This window comes from Paraburkholderia sp., assembly GCF_047605525.1.
In the GTDB taxonomy this organism is placed as follows: domain Bacteria; phylum Pseudomonadota; class Gammaproteobacteria; order Burkholderiales; family Burkholderiaceae; genus Paraburkholderia.
Genome location: NZ_JASGFN010000002.1, coordinates 164,170 through 182,863 on the forward strand (window position 1 = coordinate 164,170; position 18,694 = coordinate 182,863).

Consider the following 18,694-nt stretch of genomic DNA (forward strand, 5'->3'; position numbering starts at 1 on the left):
CGCGCGATCACGGTCACGACGAAACGGCTGACCTGCTGGCCGCCGGGGTCCGGTACTCGGCAAGCCAGCGTTCGCGCTTCGTTGCCGCGGCGAGTAGGCTGCGCTCCTTGACATGACCGAAACCGCGAATCTCGTCAGGCAGATTGGCGAGCTTCATGGCCGTGTCGAACCGGACGGTATCGAGCGTCGCGCACCATTCGTCGATCAGCGCGAAGTACTGCTCGATCAACTCACGTTCAGTGCGCCGCTCTTCCGTCCCGCCGAATACGTCGAACGCGGTGCCGCGCAGGAACCTGAATTTTTCGAGCACGCGGAACATCGTGAGCATCCATTGCCCGAAGCGCTGCTTCTTCAGTCGGCCGTGTTCGTCGCGTCCGGCGAGCAACGGCGGCGCGAGATGGAACACCAGCCTGTAATCGCGGCCCGGCTCGCCTTCGAACTGTGCGCGCAGCTTATCCATGTAGGCCGGATCGGCGTAGAGACGGGCTACTTCGTATTCGTCCTTGTAGGTCATCAGTTTCGCGAGGTTGCGCGCGACCGCCAGCGACAGGCGCGGTTTCGCGCCGCCCATCACAGCCGCTTCCTTCGTGCGCAGTCGCTCGACGGCTTCAACATAGCGCGCCGCATAACGCGGGTTCTGATAGGCACTCAACCGCTCGACGTTGCGCTCGATCAGACGATCCAGCGATTCCGGCATCTGTAAGATAATGGCCTGCTGCGCCGTGGGCACCGATGTAAAAGCATCCGCGGCGGTTTTGCCGTGCTGCGCGACGTAGCGTCCCCATTCGAACGCCAGACGATTCTTTTCGACGGCCACGCCGTTCAGTTCGATCGCGCGATCGAGACTGTCGTAGCCGAGCGGCAGCCAGCCGCGTTGCCATGCAAAGCCGAGCAACAGCGGATTGGCGTAGAGCGTGTCGCCTAGCAGCGCGAGGGCGAGACGATTGGCGTCGATGAAGTCGCAATCATCGCCGATGCTCGCGCGCAGATCCCGGTGTGTCTGATCGGCCGGAAAACGCCAGTGCGGGTCCCGCACGAATTGCGCGGTCGGCGTGGCGCCGCTGTTGATCGCCGCTTTCGTCATGCCGCGCTGCGTGCGTGCCAGCACTTCGGCGGATGCGGAAACGATCGCATCGCAGCCGAGAATCAGGCGCGCCTCACCGGCCGCAATCCGCGTCGCATGCAACTGGTCGGGGGCCGCGGCGATCTGCACGTGACTGAGCACGGCACCGCCTTTCTGCGCGAGCCCGGCCATATCGAGCACGGTGACACCCTTGTTTTCGAGGTGAGCCGCCATGCCGAGCAGGCCGCCGATCGTCACGACGCCGGTTCCGCCGACGCCGGTCACCAGCACGCCGTACGGTCTCGCGAGTGAAGCAATCGCGGGCCGGGGCAGGGCGGTGAAATCGGGCAACGCGCCAGCCGAGGCAGGTTTGGCGGGCTTCTTCACCTGTGCGCCTTCTGCCGTGACGAAACTCGGACAGAAGCCTTTCACGCACGAGAAGTCTTTATTGCACGACGACTGGTTGATCTTTCTTTTGGTGCCGAGCAACGTTTGCAGCGGCTCGACCGACAGGCAGTTCGATTGCACCGAGCAGTCGCCGCAACCTTCGCACACCGCGTCGTTGATAAAAGCGCGCTTCGCCGGATCGGGCCAGGTGCCGCGTTTGCGGCGCCGGCGCTTTTCGGTCGCGCAGGTCTGGTCGTAGATCAGAATCGAGGTACCCGCCGTCTCGCGCAACTCGCGTTGCAACCGGTCGAGTTCGTCGCGGTGATAGACCTTCACGCCATCGGGAAGACGAACGTTCGCGTCGTACTTCGCCGGCTCGTCGGTCACGATCAGCACGTGCGCGGCGCCATCGGCAACGACCTGAAACGCGATCTGCGGGACGGTCAGCACGCCGTCCACCGGCTGGCCGCCGGTCATCGCGACCGCGTCGTTGTAGAGCACCTTGTAGGTGACGTTCGCGCGAGCCGCAATGGACGCGCGAATCGCGAGCAGACCCGAATGGAAATAGGTGCCGTCGCCCAGATTGACGAACACGTGGCGCTCGTTCGTGAAATGCATCTGGCCGGTCCATGCGACGCCTTCGCCGCCCATCTGGCTGAAGGTCTCCGTGTTGCGGTCCATCCACATCGACATGTAGTGGCAGCCGATGCCGGCCAGTGCGCGCGAGCCTTCCGGCACGCGTGTCGACGTGTTGTGCGGGCAGCCCGAACAGAACCACGGCTGCCGCTCGGTCACGGCACGCGGCGTGGCCGCCTCACGCTCCTTGGCCTCGATCACGGCGACCCGCGCGTCGATCCGCGCCCGCAGATCGGCGGGCAGATCGACCCTGGCAAGACGCCGGGCGATCGCTTTCGCGATCAACGCGGGCGACAGTTCATAGTGCGCGGGCAGTAGAGTCTGTCCGCGCGGCACGGACCATTCACCGCCTTCGTCGTCGCGCTGATCGAACTTGCCGAATACCTTCGGGCGCACGTCGTCGCGCCAGTTGTAGAGTTCCTCTTTGAGCGCATATTCGAGAATCTGGCGTTTTTCTTCGACCACCAGAATCTCGTCGAGCCCGGTCGCGAAGTCGCGCGCGTTCTGCGCATCGAGCGGCCAGACGCAACCCACTTTCAGCACGCGCAGGCCGATGCGGGCGCAGGTTGCGTCGTCGAGCGAGAGGTCGGCGAGCGCCTGCCGCACGTCGAGATACGCCTTGCCCGCGGTCATGATGCCGATGCGTGGATTGGGGCTGTCGATTACCACGCGGTTCAGCCCGTTCGCGCGAACGTAGGCCAGCGCCGCGTACCACTTGTAGTTGAGCAGGCGCGCCTCCTGCGCGAGCGGCGGATCGGGCCAGCGGATATTGAGGCCGCCTTCGGGCATCTCGAAGTCGTCCGGCAGGACGATCCGCAGGCGGTCCGGGTCGATATCCACCGACGCGCTCGATTCGACCACGTCCGTCACGCATTTCATCGCGACCCACAGACCCGCGTAGCGGCTCATCGCCCAGCCGTGCAGACCGTAGTCGAGATATTCCTGCACGTTGGCCGGATACAGCACCGGAATGCCGCTTGCCACGAACATGTGCTCGGATTGATGCGCGACCGACGACGACTTCGCCGCGTGGTCGTCGCCCGCCAGCACCAGCACGCCGCCATGCGGATCGGTGCCGGCCGAATTCGCGTGCTTGAAGACGTCGCCGGTGCGATCTACACCGGGCCCCTTGCCATACCACATGCCGAATACGCCGTCGACCTTCGCGCCCGGCCAGAGGTTGAGCTGCTGCGTGCCCCATACCGCCGTTGCCGCAAGATCCTCGTTGACCCCCGGCTGAAACACGACGTCGTGTTCCTGCAGATGTTTTTTTGCTTTCCATAAACCCTGATCGAGCGCGCCGAGCGGCGAGCCGCGGTAGCCGGACACGTAGCCCGCGGTGTTGAGGCCGGCGCGGCAGTCGCGCGCCTTCTGCAGCATGGGCAACCGCACCAGCGCCTGGGTACCGCTCATGTAGACGCGTCCCTTGTCGAGCGTGTATTTGTCGTCGAGCGATACGTCGGCGAGCGCGTCGCGCAGCGGGGGCGTGAGCGGGGCGTTCATCGTGGAGGTCTCCGGCGGCTTGATTTGAGGCGGAGTATAGGAAGCGGAATTTCCAACGTAAAATCACGAATATCGAATTCTGCTATTCGAAAAACACATGTCAAAAGACGTTACCCTGCGGCAGATGCGTTACTTCGTGGCGGCAGCCCAGAACGGCCAGTTTTCGATGGCGGCGACGGCCGAGCATGTGTCGCAATCGGCGATCACCAATGCGGTGCTGGCACTGGAGCAAACCCTGGGTACGCGGCTCTTCGAGCGCCTGCCCCAGGGCGTCGCGTTGACGCCCGACGGGCACGATTTTCTGAATCACGCGAGACACATACTCGATTCGGTGCGCGATGCGCTCTACAAGGCGCCGTTCCGTTCGCACGATCTGAAAGGAACCGTGCGCATCGCGGCGTCGTATACGGTGCTGGGTTATTTTCTGCCCGAGTTGCTGGCGCGTTTTCGTGCGACGTACCCCGACGTCGTGATCGATCTGCATGATCTCGACCGCGAGTCGATCGAACAGGCCGTGCTCGCCGGCGACGTCGATCTGGGGATCGTGCTGTTGTCGAATGTCGAAAATCTCAGGCGTTTTCGCCACCATGTACTGATCCGCTCGCGCCGGCAGTTGTGGACCGCGCCCACCCATCCGCTCGCGCAACTCAATGCGCCTTCGCTCGCGGATATCGCGGATTATCCGTACATTCTGATCACGGTAGACGAAGGCGAGCAGTCCACGCTGCGTTACTGGAAGCAGAACGATGTGGAGCCGAATATCGCGTTTCGCACCAGTTCGATGGAAGCGCTGCGCGGTCTGGTCGCGCATGGCTTCGGCGTGACGATTCTGTCCGACATGGTGTTTCGTCCGTGGTCGCTGGAAGGCAAGCGGATCGACGCGCGGCCGATTCTCAACGCGATTCCGCAGATGGATGCGGGCATGTTATGGCGCAAAGGCGCAACGCTGGATACGCCGGCCGTGGCGTTTCAGCAGTTCCTCATTCATGCATGCGGGAGTTGAAAGCGGGGCGTGATCTGCCTGATAACAATCAGGATGCGTTGCCTGAATGGATGCCGGTGATTTCTGCCATATCTGTTTTTCGCATACCCCGCGGTCGTTTTCTTCCGCACGAACAGTGACCGGCTCGCGCCACGAGGCACCGCCGACATGGGGCAGGGCCGGGACGCACTATAATCGGCTCGATGCATCGATTCATTGAGAATCGGTCGACCACCCTCCGCCTTCCGCCATGCCCAAAGAGAGCGCCAGCAAACCCGTTCAGCCTGCGTTGCGCAGCCGCAAATCCCCACAGGGCTCGCCCACCGTGCAGGACGTCGCGCGTCTCGCGAAGGTGTCGGTCGGCTCGGTGTCGCGTGTGCTGAACGGTCGCGAGAATGTGGCGCCGGCCATTCAGGAAGCGGTGCGCGCCGCGATGGCCGAGTTGAATTTCGTGCCCAACGTGGTGGCGCGAAGCATGCGCAAAGGCAGTTCCAGCGCGATTGGCTGTCTGATTTCCGACATTACCCAGCACACCGCCGCGCAGATGGTGAGCGCGGCCGAAGAGCGTCTGCGGGCAAGGGGTTTCGAGATTCTGATCGCCAATTCCCATTACGATCTCGAGCGCGAACGCGCCATTCTGTCGAGCCTCAAGCAGCGCCGCATCGACGGATTCATCGGCGCGATTTCCGACGACGAGACGCCTTCGTATTTCAATTTCCTGCACACGCTGAACATGCCGGTCGTGCTGTGGGAGCGCGATGCCCAGGGCGAATTCAATTCGGTGCTGACCGATCACGCCGACGGCTGCCGTCAAGCGGTGCGCTATCTCGCGTCGCTCGGCCATCGCTCCATTGCGCTTCTGGCCGGCCATGAAAACACCTGGGTGGGCCGCGAGATGGTGCGCGGCTATCAGGCCGCGTGCGAGGCCGCCGGCATCGCGCCCGATCCGGCGCTCGTGCTGCGCACCAGCGCGTTCAACAAGGACGTCTGCCGCGCGCTGCTCGGCGGTCCCGGGCGGCCTTCCGCCATCATCGCCACGCTGAACGACGTGGCCATCGTGCTCGAAGTCGTGCGGGAAACCGGGCTGTCGATTCCGGCCGACCTGTCGGTGATTTCCATCGGCGAGCACGAGTATTCGGGCATCGCGTCGCCGGCGTTGACCGTGGTGACGCAAAACCCGCGCGACGTCGGCCGCGAAGCAGCGGACATGATGTTGCAGTTGATCGACGGCACGGCGCCGTTGGGCATCCGCCGCTCGAAACATCCGATGCGGATGATCGTGCGCGAGTCGTGCGGCGCACCCCCCAGCCCGGCTCGCCGCAAAAAGCGCTAGCCGGATTCGATTCCCCAGGGTTTATCCGACCGCAAAGTTGCTTGACAGCGGATTTTTCGCCGCCGACATTGCGTGCACGCACCAAATGAATCGATTCACCGAAACCCGGAGCACGGTATGGATGGCAGGGAAAATGGGTTACAGTCGGGGCGGGACAACAGCGAGGAAGGCGGCCGCGCAGGCCGTCGGCGGTTTATGAGAACAGCAGGCGTGCTGGCCGGCGCGGTGGCGACCGGGCTCGGTCTCGATGGTTGCGGAGAGGGCGGGATCAGCGCCGCGTCCGCGCAGAGCGTGAGTGCGCCGATTGCGGCGCTCGTGCCGGCGCAAACGGCGCTCGTGGTCATGCATTACCAGACCGACATTCTGAATCTCTTTCCGTCTGTCGCGCCTGCTTTGCTCGCCAACACGCGCAAGCTGTGCGATGCCGCGCGGGCCAAGGGCGTCGGCATCTATTTCGCGAAGATCCAGTTCAGTCTGGGCTATCCGGAAGTCAGCCCGTTGAACAAAAATGGGCAAGGGCTCAAGCAACTCGGCCTTTTCATCGATGACAGGATCGCGCCGGAACTCGGCCAGCGGGCCAACGAACCGCTCATCATCGGGCATCGTGCCAGCGTGTTTTTCGGCACCGATCTGCAAGTACGGTTGTCCGCGCAAGGTGTCGATACGCTGATCATGGCCGGCATTGCGTCGACCGGTGTCGTGCTGTCGTCGGTCGCCTACGCGAGCGACGCGGACTTCCGCCTGTACACCGTCAAGGATTGCTGTTACGACCCGGACCAGGTCGTGCACGACCATCTTTTCTCCACCGCATTCGATTCGCGCACGACGGTGCTGTCGCTCGCCGACGCGTCGTTGCTGCTCGCTTAGGGCCGCGGCACAGCGCTGAATTTGTCAGCCAGGGTTTCCGATATTTTTGAAAAGTTGACTCGCCGCGCCAACCTCACTATTGTCTGTGAATCGATTCACTGAAACAGGCTGAATTGCGCGGCATTGAAAAGGCAGAGGATTTCATGACTTTCAGCAACAGGCGGCGACAACTGCTTCGCGCGGGCGCCGCGGGCATCGCAGGGCTTTCCCTGCCGTTCGCATTCGAAGGCCGCGTGCTTGCGGCTGAAGCGGGCGTGTTGTCGGTCGCTATTCCGAGCAATCCGCAGACGCTCGATCCGATCAACCAGCCCAATCACGACGTGATGGCGATCAACCAGTTGATCTTCGAGAATCTGGTCGGCGTCGACGCGCGCGGTCAACGGGTGCCGCAACTGGCGCGAGCATGGACGATCTCGCCGGACAAGCTGACGTACACGTTCGATTTGCAGCGCGGCGTAAGCTTTCAGAACGGTCAGCCGTTCACGTCAGCGGATGTGAAGTACAGCTTCGAATATGTGCTGAATCCGGCGAACAAGGCATTTCGCCGGCCGTTCTGGACGGTGATCGAGTCAGTCGGCGCGCCGGACGCGCATACCGCGGTGATCCGGCTCAAGCGGCCTTACCGGCCGTTGCTCGACTACATGTCGAAATACATGGGCATTTTCCCGGTGGGCAGCCGCGAGCAGCACCCGGCCGACTACTTCAGGCAGACCCCGATCGGTGTCGGCACCGGACCGGCCATTTTCGTGCAGTCGAAGGCGAACGACTTCGTCGAGCTGAAGCGCAACCCGGCTTATTGGGTTAAAGGCGAGCCGCATTGGGACAAGGTCGTGTTCCGCATCATTCCGGAAGAGTCGTCGCGGCTTGCGTCGCTGATGTCGGACCAGACGCAGATCATCAGCGCGCCGCCTGCGCAGACCTTCGCGCAGATCCGCACCTCGGCGGGCCTCGCGGGCGATAGCCGTCCATCGCCGACCAGTCCGCTGATGATGTGTCTGAACAATCGCAAGGCGCCGTTCGACGACCCGGCGTTTCGCCGCGCGGTGTCGCTCGTGCTGGAGCGCGCGAGGATTTGCCGTGACCTCTGCTATGGCGCGGTAAAAGCGAGCAGCATGCCGTTCGCGCCGGACTCGCCGTGGTACGACGCGGCCGCGGCGGCAAGCCTGGCGTTCAATCCGGAGCATGCGCGAGCGGCGCTGAAAAGCTCGAAGTACGCGAGCGGCGCGTCGTTCGATCTGCTCTATGTACAGCCGGCGTATCTGATCGATACGTCGTCGACCGCGCTTTTCATTCAGGCGCAACTGGCGTCGCTGGGCGTGCGCGTCAATCTGCATCCGCTCGATTTCGGCCAGATGATTTCGCAGGTGCTGGTCGGCAATCACGTGGCGGCATTGACCGGTTTTATCGCGCCGCCCGAGCCGACCTATCTGCTGAACGCGCTGTTCCGGCCCACCGAAAGTCTCTGGAAAGCGAGCGGCTACGAGAGCGCTGAATTACTGAAGCTCATCGACGACAGTTATCTGGTCGACGATCCGGCCGCGCTCGGGCCGATTCTCGCGAAGCTTCAGCAGGTGCTGGCGCGCGACTGTCCGGCCGTGTGGATCGGTGCGCTGGAAGTGCAGAACCTGTGGCGCAGCAACGTCAGGGATTTCCAGGTGAACACCGGCTTCTCGCTGAAGCTTGGCAACGTTTATCTCGCGAACGCATGAGGTCGATATGAAAGCCGTTTCGAGGCTGTTTTCGTCCGTGCTCGTGCTGCTGGTGGTGAGCGCATTGCTGTTCGCGATGTGTCGCGCGACACCCGTATCGCCCGCGCGTCTGACGTTGGGCAGCGACGCAAGCGTCGCACAGATCGTCGCGTTCAACCATCAATATGGACTCGACCGGCCCGTCGCCGCGCAATACGGCGCGTGGCTCGGCGGAGCGCTCGCGCTCGATTTCGGCAAGTCCTACGTGACCGGCAACCCCATAGGCCCGCAGATCGCCGATACGCTGCCCAATACCGTCGAGCTCGTCACGCTGTCGTTCGCCTTTACGATCGCCGTGGCGATCGTGCTCGGCACCGTCGCGGCATTGAAAGAGAACAGCGGCACGGACCATCTGCTGCGTGCCGTGGCGATCGTCGGTTTATCCGTGCCGTCGTTCTGGCTGGGGTTGCTGCTGATCCGCTATGTCGCGCTGAAAACCGGCTGGTTTCCGGTGGGCGGTCTCACGCCGTGGTCGGACGGCGCGGCGACCCATCTGCTCGCGCTCGTGCTGCCCGTGTTGACGATGTCGGTGTACTACGTCTGCGTGCTAAGCCGTCTGGTACGGGCGAACATGATCGACGCGCTTTCGCAGGACTATGTGCGGACCGCCAGGGCGCTCGGTCTGTCGCGCTCGCGTATTCGCCTGTATGCGTTGAAGAACGCGTTGCCGTCGCTCGTCGGCACGGCCGCGATGAGTTACGGCTACATGTTCGGCTGGGCGTTGATCGTCGAGCAGATTTTCAATTTGCCGGGCGTCTCGCGTGCATTGCTCACGGCGATCTTCCAGCGCGACTATCCGACGGTGCAGGCCATCGTACTCGTGATCACGACGATTTTTATCGCTTCGAACACGTGCGCCGACGTACTGCATGGTTATCTCGATCCGAGGGCGAACCGAACATGATCGCTGATTCATCCCTGCCCAACGTGCAACGCAAACCGCATGTGCTCGGCACATGGCTGGCATCGGCCGGCCGGCTGCTGCGCGCGCTGCTGCGTGAACCGGCCGGTGCGATCGGTCTGATAGCGATCGTGCTGCTGGGCGTGATTGCATTGGCCGCGCCGTGGCTGCCGTTGCAAGATCCGCTGCAACTCCATATCGAACATCGTCTGGAAGCACCGGGCGCGGCGTTCTGGTTCGGTACCGACCAGGTGGGCCGTGACATTCTGAGCCGCACGATCTGGGGCGCTCGCGCGTCGCTGTCGATCGGACTCTCCGCGGTCGCGATCGGGCTCGTGCTCGGCACCGGCATCGGCCTCGTGGCGGGCTGCAAGGCAGGCTCCTGGCTCGACGAAACGCTGATGAAACTGATGGAAGTGCTCGCGTCGATTCCGCTGCTGATCTGGGCCATCGCGCTCGTCGGCATTACCGGCACCGATACGCTGCATATCGGCTGGCTCGCCATGTCGAATGAAACCAGGCTGGTGTTGCTGATCGGCGTGCTGTACGCGCCGGGTCTTGCGCGGCTCACCCATAGTCTCGCGAAGGCCGAGTCGCAGGCGGAATATGTCGCGGCGCGGGTTCTGCAAGGCGCGAGCGGCGCGCGCATCATGCTGTCCGACGTTCTGCCCAACATCATCTCGCCGGTGCTGATCCAGGCATCGCTGCTGCTCGGCGTCACGATCATCGTGGAAGCGTCGCTCAGTTTCATCGGACTCGGCGTGCAACCGCCGACGCCGAGCTGGGGCGCGATGCTCTCCGACGCGCGCGCACTGATTTTCACCGACAACTGGTGGGTATCGGTGTTCCCGGGCGCGGCGGTGTTCGTCAGCGTGCTCGCCTTCAATCTGTTCGGCGACGCGCTGCGCACCATTCTCGATCCGCGGCGGCGCAATGCGCATGCGGTCAATGTGCCGGGAGCGTCGCTATGAACGAAGCGCTGCTGTCGATCGAAAACCTGCGTGTCACGTTCGGTTCGGGCAACACGCGAACCGAAGTGTTGCATGGGCTCGATTTGCAGGTGAGACGCGGCGAGGCAGTCGGCCTCGTCGGCGAATCGGGCTCGGGCAAGAGCGTCGCGTCGCTGGCGGTGCTCGGCTTGCTCGGCAACGCGGGGCGTATCAGCGGCGGCCGGATCATGCTCGACGGCGAGGATCTGGGCCGTGCGTCCGAGGCGCGCATGCGGGCATTGCGCGGGCGGCGCGTCTCGATGATCTTTCAGGATCCCGCGACGGCGCTCAATCCCGCGTTCACGATCGGTGCGCAACTCGCCGACGTGATCCGCGCTCACCGCCCGCTGCGCGGCCGCGCGATACGCGAAGAAGTGCATTCCGTGCTCGCGCGCGTCGGTTTCAAGGACCCGCGTAGCACCGCGCGCGCGTATCCGCACGAACTGAGCGGCGGCATGAAGCAACGCGCGATGATCGCCGCCGCGATTGTCTGTGAACCGGCACTGCTGCTCGCGGACGAGCCCACCACCGCGCTCGACGTGACCGTGCAGGCGCAGATCGTCGAGTTGCTGGGAACGCTGGTGGACGAAATGGATCTCGGCCTCGTGTTCATCACGCACAACCTCGACCTGATGGCGGAACTGTGTTCGCGCGCCGTCGTGCTGAAACAGGGGGACGTGGTCGAAGCCGGTCCGGTGGAGGAGATCTTCCTGCGGCCTTCGCACGAGTACACGCGGCATCTGATCGCGAGCATTCCGCGTTTGCCGGCTACGCGCGCCGGGAGTCACCATCGATCGCAGGAGACGCGCGATGTCCGCTAATGCACCGAACGACACCCTGGCCGCACAGCCGCTCTTCGCGCTGCGGGAGGTCGGCAAGTCCTATGCGCTGGCGCGTTCCCCGCTCGAGCGCATATTCGACCGGCGCCGCTTTCATGCCGTCTCGGACGTGAGCCTCGAAGTGGCGCAGGGCGACGCGCTCGCTATCGTCGGCGAGAGCGGCAGCGGCAAATCGACTGTCGCGCGCATGATGGTCGGCCTCACCGCGCCCACCACCGGTTCGATCTGTTTCAGAGGCGACGCGCTGGGCACGATGACGCGGGCGCAGAACGCCACCTTTCGCCAGCGCGTGCAGATGGTGTTCCAGAGCACGACGAACTCGCTGAACCCGCGCAAGACGATTGCCACGACGCTTGCGGAAGCGATCGGCAACGACGGCGTGCCGGTGCGCCAATTGCTCGACATGGTGCTGCTGCCGGCATTCGTGCTGGCGCGCTATCCGCATCAACTGTCGGGCGGTCAACGCCAACGCGTGGGCATCGCACGGGCGCTCGCGCGCCGTCCGGAACTGGTGGTTGCGGATGAACCGACTTCCGCGCTCGACGTATCGATCCAGGCGGAGATCATCCGGCTGCTGCGCGATCTTCATCGAGGCGCGGGTGTGTCGCTGGTCGTGATCAGCCACGATCTGGCGCTGGTCGGCGAGTTGTGCCGGCGCGTGGTGGTGATGCGGGAAGGGCGTGTCGTGGAAGCGGGAGCCGTGGATCAGGTGCTGTTCGAACCGCGCGAGCGGTACACGACGGAGTTGCTGGCGGCGATCCCGAAAGGCATCGGCCGGCGCGTCGAAGGGGTGGACCGGAGCAGGCACTGAAGCCCGAACTCTGGTCGACACAGCAGAGGCGGTCCGAGCAATAAAGAAGAAGATCCGGATCAAGCAGTGAGCCGGCCACCTGGGGATATTTTTTTAAACCACTGGTGAATCGATTCATTTGCTATCGTCAATCGATCGCTAGCCGACCGGGGTGTCGCGATTCCTTGTTTGGAGAAGAGCGGTGAAGGAAAAGTTATTCATCATGGCGGCACTGGCGGGCGGCAGTGGTCTCGTGCATGCGCAAAGTTCGGTCACGCTGTACGGGATCATCAATCAGGCCATCACCTACTCGTCGAACCAGGGCGGCCACAGTGCGGTGCAACTGACCGGCAACGGCGAGTACGGCAGCCGCTGGGGATTGCGAGGCGCCGAAGACCTCGGCGGTGGCACCCGGGCGATCTTCACGCTCGAGAACGGCTTCAATCCGGTCAACGGCGCGCTCGGTCAGAACAACCGCATGTTCGGCCGCCAGGCTTTCGTGGGCTTCTCGAACCCGGACTACGGCACGCTGACGTTCGGCCGCCAGTACGACGCGATCGTCGGCACGTTGCAGACGATGACGTCCAACGGCGCGTGGGGCGGCGTGATGTTTTCGCATCCGTACGACAACGACAACACCGACGATTATTTGCGCGTCAACAACTCGGTTAAATACGTGTCGCCGAATCTGAAGGGCTTCACCGGCACGGCGATGTACGCGTTCAGCAACGCGCCCGGCGCCTTTGCGAACAATCGCATGTGGTCGGTAGGCGGTATCTATTCGCAGGGCGCATTTTCGATTGCAGCCGCCTATTCGCTCTATAACGAACCGGGCGTGAACACCACCGCGAACGTGAACACCAACGGCGCGATCACCTGCTGCGATGCGCCGATCACGTCCGAACGCGAGCAGATTGCGGGCATCGGCGCGTCGTATGTGATCGGGCCGGCCAAGCTGAGCCTGATGTACAGCAACGCGATCTATCGCAACGTGGGCACGACGCTGACGAGCGGCATCAACTACCGCTTCAACAACTATGAAGCGAACGCGCGTTTCACGCTCGATCCGACGCTGTTCTTCGGCATGGCCTACACGTACACGAGCAACGACATCACCGGCGGTCCGGGCGGTCCCGCTCAGGTGCACTGGCATCAGGTCAACCTGCTGGTCGACAAGTTCCTGTCCAAACGCACGTCGATCTACACCGAAGTGATCTATCTGCGCGCGGCCGGTGGCGATTTTCCGCGACCGACCGGCGCACCGTTGCCGGCCACCTCGAACGGCATGCTGGCCGCACAGATTCAGACCATGTTGCCCTCTTCAGGACAGAACCAGGCGGTGGTCAGCGTCGGACTCGTGCACAAGTTCTAGCAGCACTGCTTTTATCGGCGCAAACCGGCAACGCGTTTGCGCCGCATCGACTAACACGTAAGGTGTGTAATGACTGAAAGACTTTACCGGGCCGGTGTCGATATCGGCGGGACCTTCACCGATATCGTCGTGATCGGCGATGACGGCGTGATTCATACGAGGAAGGTGTCATCCACGCCTCAGGACTACGGCATCGCAATCGTCGCGGGCTTGCAGGCATTGCTCGCCTCGCTCGACGCGCAACCGCGCCAGATAACCGAACTGGTTCATGCAACCACTGTCGCCACGAATACCGTGCTCGAAGGCAAGGGCGCCCGCACCGCGCTGATCACCACGCGCGGTTTTCGCGACGTCGTCGAGATCGGCCGCCTGCGCGTGCCGATGCTCTACAACCTCGCGTACCGGAAACCGGAACCGCTCGCGAAACGCCGCCATCGCTACGAGGTCGACGAACGGCTGCTCGCCGACGGTTCGGTCGATACGCCGCTCGACGACGCGCAGGTGCTGGACATCGCGCAGCGTATCGCCGACGAGAAGATCGAAGCGGTGGCGATCAGCCTGATTCATGCGTATGCGAATCCCGAACACGAAATCCGCATACGCGATCTGTTGCGCGGCGTGTTGGGGGACACCGTCTATCTGACCTGCTCGCACGAAATCCTGCCGGAGATCCGCGAATACGAACGCACCAGCACGACCGTCGTCAATGCGTATCTCGGGCCGGTGGTGGTCAGCTATCTGCATTCGCTGATCGACAAGCTGCGCGGCATCGGTATGACCGGTCCCGTGCAGATCATGCATTCGAACGGCGGCGTGATGAGCGCGGCCACGGTCATGCAGAAGCCGGCCACGATCATCGAGTCCGGTCCGGCGGCCGGTGTGATCGCGGGTGCCGCCGTCGCGGCCGCGTCGGGTTACGCCGATTGCATTACGGTGGACATGGGGGGCACCACGGCGAAGGCGGCCATCATCGAGAAGGGAGAGCCGGCGCGCACTACCGAGTACGAAGTCGGTGCGGGTATCAACGTCAGCAGCAAGCTCGTGAAGGGCGGCGGTCACGCGGTCAAGCTGCCGTTCATCGACGTCTCGGAGATCGGCGCCGGCGGCGGCAGTCTGGTGCGGATCGACGCGGGGGGGCTCGTCAAGGTCGGCCCGGATTCGGCGGGCTCGGTGCCCGGCCCCGTGTGCTACGACGCGGGCGGCACCGTGCCGACGCTCACCGACGCGGTGATGACGCTTGGCTATCTGAATCCGGCGTTCCTTGCCGGCGGCGAGTTGCGCGTCAACCAGCAGAAGTCGCTCGAAGCAATGCGCGCGCGGATCGCCGAGCCCACGCACACGGATCTGTACGAAGCGGCCTACGGGGTTTTCTCGATTGCGGCCTCCACGATGACGCGCGCGGTGAAAGCCGTCTCGACATATCGCGGCCGCGATCCACGCGAATTCGCGTTGTTCGCGTTCGGTGGCAACGGGCCGGTCATCGTTCATGCGATCGCGGAACTGCTCGACATGAAGACGGTGATCGTGCCGCCGAGCCCTGGCGTGTTCAGCGCGCTCGGCCTGCTGTTCTCGTCGACACAACACGAATTCATGCAGACGATGTTCTGCCGCCTCGATCACCACGCGGCGATGGAACTGGGTAACGCGCTCGAAGACCTGGTGGCGCGGGCCACCGCGGACATGGCGGCCGAGGGCAGCGCCTTCGACGATATCGCCGTGACGTGCGCGCTGGATTTGCGCTACACGGGGCAGGCTTACGAGTTGACCGTGCCGATCGAATGGCGTGCCGGCCAGCCGCTCGATATCGCACCGATTGCCGCCGCGTTTCATGCGGAACACGAACGCACCTACGGCCACGCGGCGGCGGACGAGGTTATCGAACTCGTCAATCTGCGCGCGGTCGGTTCGCTGCGCTCGCAGCAGGAGCGCGCCTACGACGCGCAACGCGCCGGCGGCAGCCGGGCGAACTCGCCGGGTGCGCGCGTGCCGGTGCGGCGCCGCGCGTATTTCGGCAAGACGCACGGCTTTATCGACACGCCGGTGATCTCGCGCGCCGATCTGCGCGCCGCGCCGATGACCGGCCCGTTGATTGTCGAAGAGTACGACTCGACTTGCGTCGTGCCGCCGCATGCCGGCGCGCGCGTCGATGCCCACGAAAACATCGTCATCACGTTTCTGGAGCAGGAGCAATGCGCATGAATCCCCAGCCGGCCGCTTCGGCGCCCACCGATGCCATCACACTCGAAATCGTCAAGAACGCGCTCGCCTCGATCGCCGACGAAATGGCGCTCGTCGTGCTGCGCACCGCGTATTCACCGATCGTGCGCGATTCGATGGACTTCTCCACCGCGGTGCTCGACCGCGCCGGCCGTGTGATCGCGCAGGGCCTGACCTTGCCGATTCATCTCGGCGCGTTTCCGGCCGCGATGGACAACGTCGTGCGCCGCTTCGGCACAGCCGGCGGGCCCGGCGACATCTACATCATGAACGACCCCTACACGTCGGGCGGCATGCATCTGCCGGACGTGTATCTGATTCAGCCGGTGTTTTACGGGTCGCGTATCGAAGGCTACGTGGCGACCATCGTCCACCATGCCGATATCGGCGGCATGGCGCCGGGCAGCATGGCGATCGGCGCGACGGAAATCTATCAGGAAGGTCTGCGGATTCCGTTGATGAAGCTGTGCGATGCCGGCGACGTCAACGACGCACTCGTCACGCTTCTCGAGACGAACTCGCGCATGCCGGGCCAGTTGCGCGGCGATCTGCGCGCGCAACTGGCGTCGTGCAAGGCGGGTGAGCGAGGGCTCGTGCAACTGCTCGACAAATACGGCGCGGACGGTTTCGCACGGCTGGTCGAAGCACTGCACGATTACGCGGAGCGCCTGACGCGCCAGGCCATTGGCACGATGCCGAATGGCGAATACCGTTACGAGGATTTCATCGATGGCCTGGGCGATACGCCCGCGCCGATCGCGTTTCGCGTCAAGGTCACGGTGGCGGACGAGAAGATCGGCATCGACTGGACCGGAACCGATGCGCAGGTGCAGGGGGCGATCAACGGTCCGTTCGCGACCACGCAATCCGTCGCGTATGCGGCGGTGCGTTGCGCGATCGGCGTCGATGTGCCGAACTGCGAGGGTTTTTCGCGGCCCGTGGAGGTCCATGCGGAGAAGGGCTCGATTGTGAATCCGGTCGAACCGGCGGCCTGTGCGGCACGCGGGATCATCGCCTATCGCATGTTCGACGTGTTGCAAGGCGCGTTCGCGCAGATCGTGCCGGATACGATTCCGGCGTTGGGCGAAGGCGGTCCGTCGGTCGTGTCGATTTCCGGGCGCAGCGCGGATGGCATAGACGGCGCGCGGGGCGGCAACTGGCTGATTACCGACGGCGTGCTCGGAAGCTGGGGCGGTGGCCGCCACGACGGTTGCGAGGGCATTGCGAATCCGCTCGGCAATCTGTCCAACCAGCCGGTCGAACTGATCGAGGCGCGTCTGCCGCTCAAGATCACCGAGTACGGATTCGTCACCGACTCGGGCGGCGCGGGCCGCCATCGCGGGGGCCTCGCGATGCGCCGCGCCTATGAATTGCGCGGCGACCACGCGTTGCTCGGATTGCGCTCGGACCGGCGCGGGCATCGGCCGTCAGGCTCGGATGGCGGGCTGAGCGGATCGCCGTCGCTCAATCTGTTGACGACCCGCGACGGTCAGAGCACGTTGCTGCCGACCATGCCGAGCACGGTGACAGCGCTTCGCAAGGGCGACCGCTTCTGCCATATCGCGGCGGGCGGCGCGGGTCACGGCGATCCGTTGACGCGTTCGCCGGAAGCCGTGCGCGAGGACGTGCTGGACGAGCGCATCACCGAGCAGATGGCGCGTGAGGTGTACGGGGTCGTGCTCGCAGGCGCGGCGCGCGACATCGACGAGCGGCGCACCGCCGGGATGCGTGGGCTTCTCCAGACGCTTTCCTCGCGGGAGCGCGTCGCGAGACAGGAGGCGCTGTTCCTGCAATCGAGCGGCGCCGATGCCGCGGCTATCGGCAAACTCTGACCACGACAGGATGCGTTGACTATGTCCGTTTCAATCCCCGACTCAGACCTCGATGCGGCCCTCGATACGCAACGCGTGCGTTTGCTGCGTCCCAGTTGGGCCGAGCTCGATTACGGCGCGATCGCGGCGAATCTGGCGGTCGCGCGTGAACGGGTCGGACGAGCCACGAAAATCTACTTCGTTTGCAAGGGCGACGGCTTCGGCTTCGGTGCCGCGAAGGTTGCGCGGCTGGCCGCGCACGCGGGTGTCGACGGCTTTTGCGTCGGCAGCCCGGAAGAGGGCGTGGCGATTCGCAACGCCGGCATCGATCGCGAGATTCTGCTGTTTGCCGCGACTTTGCCGGAGCACGCAGCGCAGGTCGCCGCGTTGGGACTGACGGTGACGATCCAGAGTCAGGAAAGCCTGCATGCGTTCATCGACGCGGGCGTGGCGGTCGATGCGTTCCTGGAGATCGATCCGGGCTTCGGGCGCTTCGGCTTTCTGGTGTCGCAATGGCAGGCCGCGTTCGAGGCGTTGCGCACTCAGTCGACAGTCCGGCTCAAAGGCGTGTACACGCACCTGAGCTCGCCGGAGAACGACGACGTGACGCGCCAGCAGGCCGGCGTCTTCGACGCCGCGCTGGCCGACGCGCGCGCGGCGGGCTTCGATAACGTGACGACGATGCTGGCAAGCTCGCGGGTCATGCTCGCACATCCGCATCTGGCGTATCAGGCAGTCGATCCCGGTCGGCTGCTATACGGCGCGCTCGACGCGGACTGGATGGCCCGCGCGCCGCTGCGGCCGATGCTGCGGGCGGTACGTGGACGCATCATTCACGTTCAGGCGCACCCGGCCGGCTCCATGCTCGGCATCGGCTACGGGGAGCCGATCCGGCTCGAACGCGGCGTGCGTATCGGTGTCGTGCCGATCGGCTTCTGGGACGGCCTGAATCATGTGCCGCCGCTGGGCCGCGTGCTGGTGCACGGACGGGCGGCGCGCATTCTTGGACGCCGCTCTTTCCAGCATACCGTGATCGATATCACGGAGATTGCGCAGGCCCGGACCGGAAGTGTCGTCACGTTGCTGGGTCAGGACGGCGACCAGTCGATCACGATCGACGAGATGGCTCAAACGCTGCGGCTGCCGGTCATGGAGTTGATCCCGCGGCTCGCGAGGAGCCTGCCGCACGTCGAAGCGAAAGCGACGGAGCCGCCGGACAACAACCGACGCCTCGAATCACCTTGACCTGCATCAGG

At 64.2% G+C, this 18,694-nt stretch carries 13 protein-coding genes; 12 read left to right on the plus strand and 1 reads right to left on the minus strand.

Annotation, left to right across the window (positions count from 1 at the left end; all coding sequences use genetic code 11):
• Positions 1-13: 13 nt before the first annotated feature.
• Positions 14-3,589: an indolepyruvate ferredoxin oxidoreductase family protein gene (locus QM685_RS03100; protein WP_415112612.1), complete on the minus strand. Its 3,576-nt coding sequence runs from the start codon at positions 3,587-3,589 to the stop codon at positions 14-16.
• A gap of 97 nt (positions 3,590-3,686) precedes the next feature.
• Here QM685_RS03100 and QM685_RS03105 point away from each other — a divergent pair, with 97 nt between their 5' ends.
• The 12 genes from QM685_RS03105 (at position 3,687) to alr (ending at position 18,683) form a co-directional block, all read left to right on the plus strand.
• Entirely contained in the window at positions 3,687-4,592 is a 906-nt protein-coding gene (locus QM685_RS03105; protein ID WP_415112614.1) for a LysR family transcriptional regulator, read from the plus strand.
• Between the two features lie 229 nt (positions 4,593-4,821).
• On the plus strand, positions 4,822-5,904 hold the full coding sequence (locus tag QM685_RS03110) for a LacI family DNA-binding transcriptional regulator (protein ID WP_415112616.1): 1,083 nt from the start codon (positions 4,822-4,824) through the stop codon (positions 5,902-5,904).
• Between the two features lie 195 nt (positions 5,905-6,099).
• Complete coding sequence (locus tag QM685_RS03115; RefSeq protein WP_415112618.1) at positions 6,100-6,771, plus strand: isochorismatase family cysteine hydrolase; 672 nt, start codon at positions 6,100-6,102, stop codon at positions 6,769-6,771.
• A 143-nt stretch (positions 6,772-6,914) separates the two neighbouring features.
• Positions 6,915-8,480, plus strand: a complete 1,566-nt coding sequence (locus QM685_RS03120) for an ABC transporter substrate-binding protein (protein WP_415112620.1) — start codon at positions 6,915-6,917, stop codon at positions 8,478-8,480.
• A gap of 7 nt (positions 8,481-8,487) precedes the next feature.
• Entirely contained in the window at positions 8,488-9,423 is a 936-nt protein-coding gene (locus QM685_RS03125; RefSeq protein ID WP_415112622.1) for an ABC transporter permease, read from the plus strand.
• Entirely contained in the window at positions 9,420-10,391 is a 972-nt protein-coding gene (locus QM685_RS03130) for an ABC transporter permease (RefSeq protein ID WP_415112623.1), read from the plus strand. Before QM685_RS03125 ends, QM685_RS03130 begins: the two co-directional genes overlap by 4 nt.
• Positions 10,388-11,230, plus strand: coding sequence for an ATP-binding cassette domain-containing protein (locus QM685_RS03135; protein ID WP_415112625.1), 843 nt, complete (start codon positions 10,388-10,390; stop codon positions 11,228-11,230). Before QM685_RS03130 ends, QM685_RS03135 begins: the two co-directional genes overlap by 4 nt.
• Positions 11,220-12,059 carry an ABC transporter ATP-binding protein gene (locus QM685_RS03140; RefSeq protein ID WP_415112627.1) on the plus strand — a complete coding sequence of 280 codons (840 nt, stop codon included), beginning with the start codon at positions 11,220-11,222 and terminating at the stop codon, positions 12,057-12,059. Before QM685_RS03135 ends, QM685_RS03140 begins: the two co-directional genes overlap by 11 nt.
• 181 nt (positions 12,060-12,240) lie before the next feature.
• On the plus strand, positions 12,241-13,410 hold the full coding sequence (locus tag QM685_RS03145) for a porin (RefSeq protein WP_415112629.1): 1,170 nt from the start codon (positions 12,241-12,243) through the stop codon (positions 13,408-13,410).
• Positions 13,411-13,479: 69 nt separating this feature from the next.
• Positions 13,480-15,609 (plus strand): hydantoinase/oxoprolinase family protein, encoded by a 2,130-nt coding sequence (locus QM685_RS03150; protein ID WP_415112631.1) that lies wholly within the window; start codon positions 13,480-13,482, stop codon positions 15,607-15,609.
• Positions 15,606-17,459: a hydantoinase B/oxoprolinase family protein gene (locus QM685_RS03155; protein ID WP_415112633.1), complete on the plus strand. Its 1,854-nt coding sequence runs from the start codon at positions 15,606-15,608 to the stop codon at positions 17,457-17,459. The genes QM685_RS03150 and QM685_RS03155 overlap by 4 nt, the downstream gene beginning before the upstream one ends.
• A gap of 21 nt (positions 17,460-17,480) precedes the next feature.
• Positions 17,481-18,683 carry an alanine racemase gene (alr, locus tag QM685_RS03160; RefSeq protein WP_415112635.1) on the plus strand — a complete coding sequence of 401 codons (1,203 nt, stop codon included), beginning with the start codon at positions 17,481-17,483 and terminating at the stop codon, positions 18,681-18,683.
• The last annotated feature ends 11 nt before the right edge of the window (positions 18,684-18,694 follow it).

Coding starts and splice junctions, on each gene's coding strand:
- QM685_RS03130 (WP_415112623.1), top strand. CDS start 9,420: ATGATCGCTGATTCATCCCTGCCCAACGTGCAACGCAAACCGCATGTG.
- QM685_RS03140 (WP_415112627.1), top strand. CDS start 11,220: ATGTCCGCTAATGCACCGAACGACACCCTGGCCGCACAGCCGCTCTTC.
- QM685_RS03150 (WP_415112631.1), top strand. CDS start 13,480: ATGACTGAAAGACTTTACCGGGCCGGTGTCGATATCGGCGGGACCTTC.
- QM685_RS03155 (WP_415112633.1), top strand. CDS start 15,606: ATGAATCCCCAGCCGGCCGCTTCGGCGCCCACCGATGCCATCACACTC.
- QM685_RS03100 (WP_415112612.1), bottom strand. CDS start 3,589: ATGAACGCCCCGCTCACGCCCCCGCTGCGCGACGCGCTCGCCGACGTA.
- alr (WP_415112635.1), top strand. CDS start 17,481: ATGTCCGTTTCAATCCCCGACTCAGACCTCGATGCGGCCCTCGATACG.
- QM685_RS03115 (WP_415112618.1), top strand. CDS start 6,100: ATGAGAACAGCAGGCGTGCTGGCCGGCGCGGTGGCGACCGGGCTCGGT.
- QM685_RS03110 (WP_415112616.1), top strand. CDS start 4,822: ATGCCCAAAGAGAGCGCCAGCAAACCCGTTCAGCCTGCGTTGCGCAGC.
- QM685_RS03120 (WP_415112620.1), top strand. CDS start 6,915: ATGACTTTCAGCAACAGGCGGCGACAACTGCTTCGCGCGGGCGCCGCG.
- QM685_RS03135 (WP_415112625.1), top strand. CDS start 10,388: ATGAACGAAGCGCTGCTGTCGATCGAAAACCTGCGTGTCACGTTCGGT.
- QM685_RS03125 (WP_415112622.1), top strand. CDS start 8,488: ATGAAAGCCGTTTCGAGGCTGTTTTCGTCCGTGCTCGTGCTGCTGGTG.
- QM685_RS03105 (WP_415112614.1), top strand. CDS start 3,687: ATGTCAAAAGACGTTACCCTGCGGCAGATGCGTTACTTCGTGGCGGCA.